We start from the raw sequence: 5,329 nt of genomic DNA on the forward strand, positions 1-5,329 counted from the left end.
TTCTCTTCATCCTTTCTATTTTTGTTGTTTTTATCCTAAGCTTCAGCCTTATTTTCGGAATTGAATCTATTGCTGATAATTATTTAGTTTTTCTAATCCTTTTCGCAGTAATGGTTTTGGTTCTGGTTTGGCTGGCCATTTTCTACGAATCAAATAAGTATTTAGAAACCGGACGTCATGATTTTCGGTTAATTCCTCTTCAGAAATTGCAGGTAAGGTTCGAACTACTCAATCTTGACAAAGAATCAAAAGAGCAATTCATCAGGTTGATGAAGGGATTGCGGGTCAGGAAAAAAATCAATTTTACTATGGGCAACAAAAGCGGTGATTCAGCCAATCATCGTATCCTTTTCGTTCTTTTCGATGGACTGGTCGTTGGCGGTATTCAGGATCTTACAGGGGAGCGGAAACGAAGCTTCTTCAACTTACTTATGGATTCTTTCTTAATGAACAACGAACCGCTAAAAGAAAACACCTTAAAAACCAGTTTTTCCGCCTGGAAAAACGATCAGGAAAAAATTAATTCCCGAAACCAGCGAAAGCTTGTCCGGCAGATGCTGGGAATAGAATAATTATAGCGTAATCATCTTCTTATTCGAATTATCCTATTGATTTATAGGTATTTGCTTTCCTAAGTTTGTCTTGCGCAAAATGTAAAAGGCCTTTTACTCATTTCTAATTTTTAATACTATAGTTATGAATGAGCAAGATCAAGTAGTGGGCTTATTGGAAGATATTAAAGTCTTACTGTCCCACACCAAAAAAGTAATGAACGTGGATGATCTGGCACAATATACCGGACTCTCCAAAAGTAAGATTTATAAGCTTACCCATTTGAAGCTTATCCCTACTGGTAATAATCCCAATATCCGTCAGAAGTTTTTTGATAAGGATAAAATTGATGCCTGGTTGTTGGGGGAACCAAACTTTTCTGATGAATTCCTGGAGCAGCAGTTTAATCAAAAGCTGCTAAAGAACCGAAAGTAGGTTTTCCATCACTAATCCTAAAATTTTTAAAGATGAAAAAGATATCCTATATCAGGGTCGGCACCTGCTACTATAAAATCGTACAGATACCTACCATTTCAGGGAGCTTTAATGAGAGTCTAGTTCCATGGAATATTGAGACCCTCCGCAATGATCACGGTAAAGCTTTTATTGGAGCCATTAAAAAATATGATGGCTTCACCTGCCTTCCCGGTCATAAGGATTTTAAAAAGGAATGTCATGGGTTTTACAATACCTATTCTCCTTTGCCTCATATCCCGCAGGAAGGGAAGGTGGATATTTCACTACGCTTTGTTAAGCATATTTTTGGGGACCAGTTCGAGCTGGGACTTGATTATATACAGCTATTGTATTCCAGGCCGCTCCAGATCTTACCCATCCTGTGCCTGGTTTCGAAAGAGAGGGTTACAGGTAAAACAACCTTTCTCAAATGGTTAAAAGCAATTTTTGACAATAACCTGACTTACCTCACCAATGACAATTTCAGCAGCCAGTTTAATGCTGATTGGGCCAACAAACTTCTTATATGTATCGATGAAGTACTGTTCAACAAAGAAGAACTTACAGAAAGAATCAAATACTTAAGTACCACCGATTTTAATAAACTGGAAGCTAAAGGCAAGGACAAGCGCGAGGTGGAATTCTTTAGCAAGTTTATCCTTTGCAGCAACAATGAAGATAACTTCATTAAAATCGATAGTGAGGAAACGCGCTTCTGGGTATTAAAAGTTCCTCCCCTACAAAAAGAAGAAACCCATTTTTTAGAAGACCTGAAGGCAGAAATTCCGGCATTTCTATATTACCTCGATCAGCGCCAGTTGACTACCAGGCACAGCACGAGGATGTGGTTTGCGCCAGAAGAGGTACGTACCGATGCTTTGACCTGTTTGATGCAAAACAACCGAAATCGTGTGGAAAAGGAACTGGCCAATATAATCCTGAGCGTCATGGAAACTTATGAAGTGGATGAAGTAAATATTTGTCCCGTGGATGCTTTGCATGTTTTAAACCGCACCCGGATTAAAACAGACTTAACACAATTACGGCAGATCCTAAAAAAGGATTGGAAACTAAGCAACCAGGACAACTCCCTTAGCTATCAGAAGATGATCATGTGGGTGGATGGCGGACTGGGGTTCATTCCTGCAAAAGGAAGATACTATACTGTTACAGCATCTTTTTTACTGCAGCGCTTTGGCCAAGAACAGCAAAGTGATGAGATGATGAATAAGTGATACACCTGTGAAAGGTACGATTTATAAGGTCTTTCCGTCAAATAATCATCATTCCAGGTCATCCTGAGAGTACACTACTAGTAAACAGCATTAGGTTATTTCTTTTTTTTTGATGAATGATGAGAAAATATAAATAAGAGTAGTGATACTCTGGGTTTTCAGCCGCATTTTCCTCATCGTTTTTTCATCAAAGAATAATGATGAAGTGGGAATAGCAAGAATTATTAATACTTATTAATGAAAAAGTGAAATGAGAAGAGAAATTAGTATATCCAAGAGCTGTGAAAGCGCCCGTAATATTTGCATCGTAAAAACGCTGGCAAAATTAGGGCACTTCCCCAGCAGAACATCGGAGAAAGAAGCTTGGTTTCTGAGTCCCCTTCGGTCAGAAACCCAAGCCTCTTTCAACGTTTCTTTGCGTAAGAACTTATGGTATGACTTCGGAATTGGCAAAGGAGGTTCTATTATAGATTTGATTATGGCTATGAAATCCTGTGCTATAAATGAGGCAGTGCAATTCTTACAAGCGGACACTATAATTCCTTATTTTATTGCGCCTGCACCACAACTCCCTTCTGAAAGCAAAATTGAAATTACAGCTGTAGGGCCTCTGAAGCATTACGCTTTAAAAGGGTATTTACGCTCGAGAAGAATTCCTGTTGAAGTTGCCCGGAGGTATTGTAAAGAAGTTTGGTACAAGTTGAGAGGCCAGGAATACTTTGCTGTAGGATTAGAAAACAATTTAGGGGGATGGGAGCTTCGGAATAAATATTACAAAAATTCCTCCTCTCCTAAATCATATAGCTTTATTGATCATTCATCAAATCGACTGGTGGTAACTGAAGGCATTCTTGACTTTCTTACCCTGGCAGTTCTAAATGAAGGTCTGCTAAATACTTCAGATGGTATTGTACTTAATTCCCTTGCTTTCCTTACAGACATCAAAAAAATCATTTCTGAATACCACGAAATATTTCTCTTCCTGGATAATGACCCTGCAGGAGAAAAAGCTACTACATTGCTTTTAAGATTTTCTGCAAATGTCACTGATTGCAGTGGTTTTTACCACCCATATAAAGACCTCAATGAAAAACTGATTTTCAATTCAAAAAATATAAAAGTTGAATGAGAGAAATAATTATTCCGGTAAATGCCTATCGGAGAATTTCAGTTGAAAGAGTAAAGCAAGATGTGTCATTGTCATGACATTCTTGCTTTACGCCCGGAGGTTGCAAAGACTTTAAAAGAAAAAAATGAAAAGGGAATACATCCAGATCCGCTGCTCGATTTACGAGAAGAAGCTGCTCAAAAGAAGAGCGGCCAGGGCAGGGATTTCCCTTTCGGAATATCTTCGATCTACTGCTTTTCAAAGGAATATTGTAGAACGGATTACCCCGGAGCAGTTGGAGTACTACCGGATGTTGGTGCAATACAAAAATAACTTTGCACGGATCAGCAGCATGTTCAAAAAGCGGGATCCGCAATTGGCTGCAACGGTGGAAAAGTTGGCGGAAGAAATCAGGAACCACCTAAAAAACTTTAAAAAATGATCGGGAAAGGACATGCCATTTCCAGCACAAAGGTCTCCATATCCTATGGCTGGAACCAGGAGAAAGAGGCCGAAGTGGTGCTGAAAGAACATCTGGCCGGGGATACTCCCGCTGAGATCACTGAAGAATTTAATATTATTCAGTCGCAAAATGAGCGTTGCCACAACAACACCTTAAGCTTTATAGTCAGCCCATCGATAGAGGACGGAAGGGATTTAAGTAAAAAAGACCTGGAGGAAATCGCCAAAAAATTTTTAAAGGAGATGAACTTGCAAAACAATCAATCCATTGGGTTTGTTCACCGGGATAAGGCACATACACATATTCATATCTACACCAATAGGATTGGCTTTGATGGCAAAGCCTATAATGACAGCTTTATCGGAAAACGAAGCCAGATGGCTGCAGACAATGTAGCAAAAGAATTAGGGCTTACCAGAGCGCGGGAAAAACAACAGGAAAAACTCCGGGAATTAAAAAACCTTCGACAGGAAATCAAAATTCTAAATGACCGGGTGCTTCAAACAAGGCCAAAGTCCCTGGATGAATATATGAGCAAAATGAAAGCTCATAAGGTGGAAGTGATTCCCACTATCAATAAATCTATTCAACTGCAGGGGTTCCGTGTGGAATACAAAGGAGTAAATCTCAAAGCAAGTGAGGTGCACCGGGATATGGGTGGCAATAGACTTATTGCGCAAATTTCTCAAAACAGGAGTCTTACCAGGTTGAGGGAAGTACCAAAAAGCCTGCTGATAATGAACAAAACAGTACAGTTAAGTACAAATCTAACCACCAGAATAGCCAAAGAACTTATAAAGGGAGCTCTGAAAGCACTGGATACAGGTATAGGAATATGATTTAAAATTTTTAAGCAATGAAAAAACTAGATGAAATTATGGAACTGATGGCCGACGAGATGGCTGATTTCAAAACTACTATTGTGGAACTTCAACGGCTTTCGGATAAACTATTTAGTCTCAGCATCCCAATTACAACCGAAGCTCTGGAAAAGGACCTCAGCACTTTTCTGAAAAAACAGGAATTGGAAAGTCAGGAAAGGAATGAAATTCTAAATGGCATTGATAAGAAACTAAAGAACGCCAGGCTGATACCGAATTATCTACTGATCCTTTTAGGTATTATGGGAATACTTGCTTTAAGTTTAATAGGGTACTTTAGTTACACCTCCAATAAACAAACAGAGCAAAATTTTGAGGTCTACCGTATGATCATGGAATCTCAGAATATACTATACGAAGATTATTTCGCAGCATATCCGGAAATCAAAGAGAATTATTGCCAGTGGCTGGAAGAAGAAAACCAGGATTTGTAATGACAAATGGCCATGGCGAAAATCCTTGAAATTTGCGGCAAATGGCTCGAAACCCCAGTAAAATAGTTGAAATTTGCGGCAAAACCTTGATTAAAATGGATCAGATTTTTTAAAATTTAGTATTGAAATAAGGGGATATTTCCAACCTGAGTTCGATTAATAATATGGAGTAAAAAAGGAATAAAAATAGGTAGATTATC

7 protein-coding genes are annotated in these 5,329 nt (G+C 38.8%); all 7 read left to right on the plus strand.

Annotation, left to right across the window (positions count from 1 at the left end):
- Window positions 1-572 (plus strand): hypothetical protein (locus tag RM545_RS17265; RefSeq protein ID WP_311496530.1); only part of this gene is annotated, 572 nt, incomplete at its 5' end.
- Between the two features lie 124 nt (window positions 573-696).
- Window positions 697-987 carry a helix-turn-helix transcriptional regulator gene (locus tag RM545_RS17270; protein ID WP_311496531.1) on the plus strand — a complete coding sequence of 97 codons (291 nt, stop codon included), beginning with the start codon at window positions 697-699 and terminating at the stop codon, window positions 985-987.
- Between the two features lie 32 nt (window positions 988-1,019).
- Window positions 1,020-2,243 carry a primase-helicase family protein gene (locus tag RM545_RS17275; protein ID WP_311496532.1) on the plus strand — a complete coding sequence of 408 codons (1,224 nt, stop codon included), beginning with the start codon at window positions 1,020-1,022 and terminating at the stop codon, window positions 2,241-2,243.
- A gap of 250 nt (window positions 2,244-2,493) precedes the next feature.
- Window positions 2,494-3,372 (plus strand): DUF8464 domain-containing protein, encoded by an 879-nt coding sequence (locus tag RM545_RS17280; protein WP_311496533.1) that lies wholly within the window; start codon window positions 2,494-2,496, stop codon window positions 3,370-3,372.
- 124 nt (window positions 3,373-3,496) lie between these two features.
- On the plus strand, window positions 3,497-3,793 hold the full coding sequence (mbpA, locus tag RM545_RS17285) for a mobilization protein MbpA (protein WP_311496534.1): 297 nt from the start codon (window positions 3,497-3,499) through the stop codon (window positions 3,791-3,793).
- On the plus strand, window positions 3,790-4,653 hold the full coding sequence (locus tag RM545_RS17290; protein WP_311496535.1) for a relaxase/mobilization nuclease domain-containing protein: 864 nt from the start codon (window positions 3,790-3,792) through the stop codon (window positions 4,651-4,653). Before mbpA ends, RM545_RS17290 begins: the two co-directional genes overlap by 4 nt.
- Before the next feature lie 17 nt (window positions 4,654-4,670).
- The gene (locus tag RM545_RS17295; RefSeq protein WP_311496536.1) at window positions 4,671-5,129 is read left to right on the plus strand and encodes a DUF6730 family protein; all 459 of its coding nucleotides are present in this window, start codon (window positions 4,671-4,673) and stop codon (window positions 5,127-5,129) included.
- The last annotated feature ends 200 nt before the right edge of the window (window positions 5,130-5,329 follow it).

This window comes from Autumnicola lenta, from assembly GCF_031846515.1.
In the GTDB taxonomy this organism is placed as follows: Bacteria; Bacteroidota; Bacteroidia; order Flavobacteriales; family Flavobacteriaceae; genus Autumnicola; species Autumnicola lenta.

What these genes read in the sequence shown, in the direction of transcription:
- mbpA (WP_311496534.1), top strand. Translation starts at nt 3,497, where the DNA reads ATGAAAAGGGAATACATCCAGATCCGCTGCTCGATTTACGAGAAGAAG.
- RM545_RS17290 (WP_311496535.1), top strand. Translation starts at nt 3,790, where the DNA reads ATGATCGGGAAAGGACATGCCATTTCCAGCACAAAGGTCTCCATATCC.
- RM545_RS17270 (WP_311496531.1), top strand. Translation starts at nt 697, where the DNA reads ATGAATGAGCAAGATCAAGTAGTGGGCTTATTGGAAGATATTAAAGTC.
- RM545_RS17275 (WP_311496532.1), top strand. Translation starts at nt 1,020, where the DNA reads ATGAAAAAGATATCCTATATCAGGGTCGGCACCTGCTACTATAAAATC.
- RM545_RS17295 (WP_311496536.1), top strand. Translation starts at nt 4,671, where the DNA reads ATGAAAAAACTAGATGAAATTATGGAACTGATGGCCGACGAGATGGCT.
- RM545_RS17280 (WP_311496533.1), top strand. Translation starts at nt 2,494, where the DNA reads ATGAGAAGAGAAATTAGTATATCCAAGAGCTGTGAAAGCGCCCGTAAT.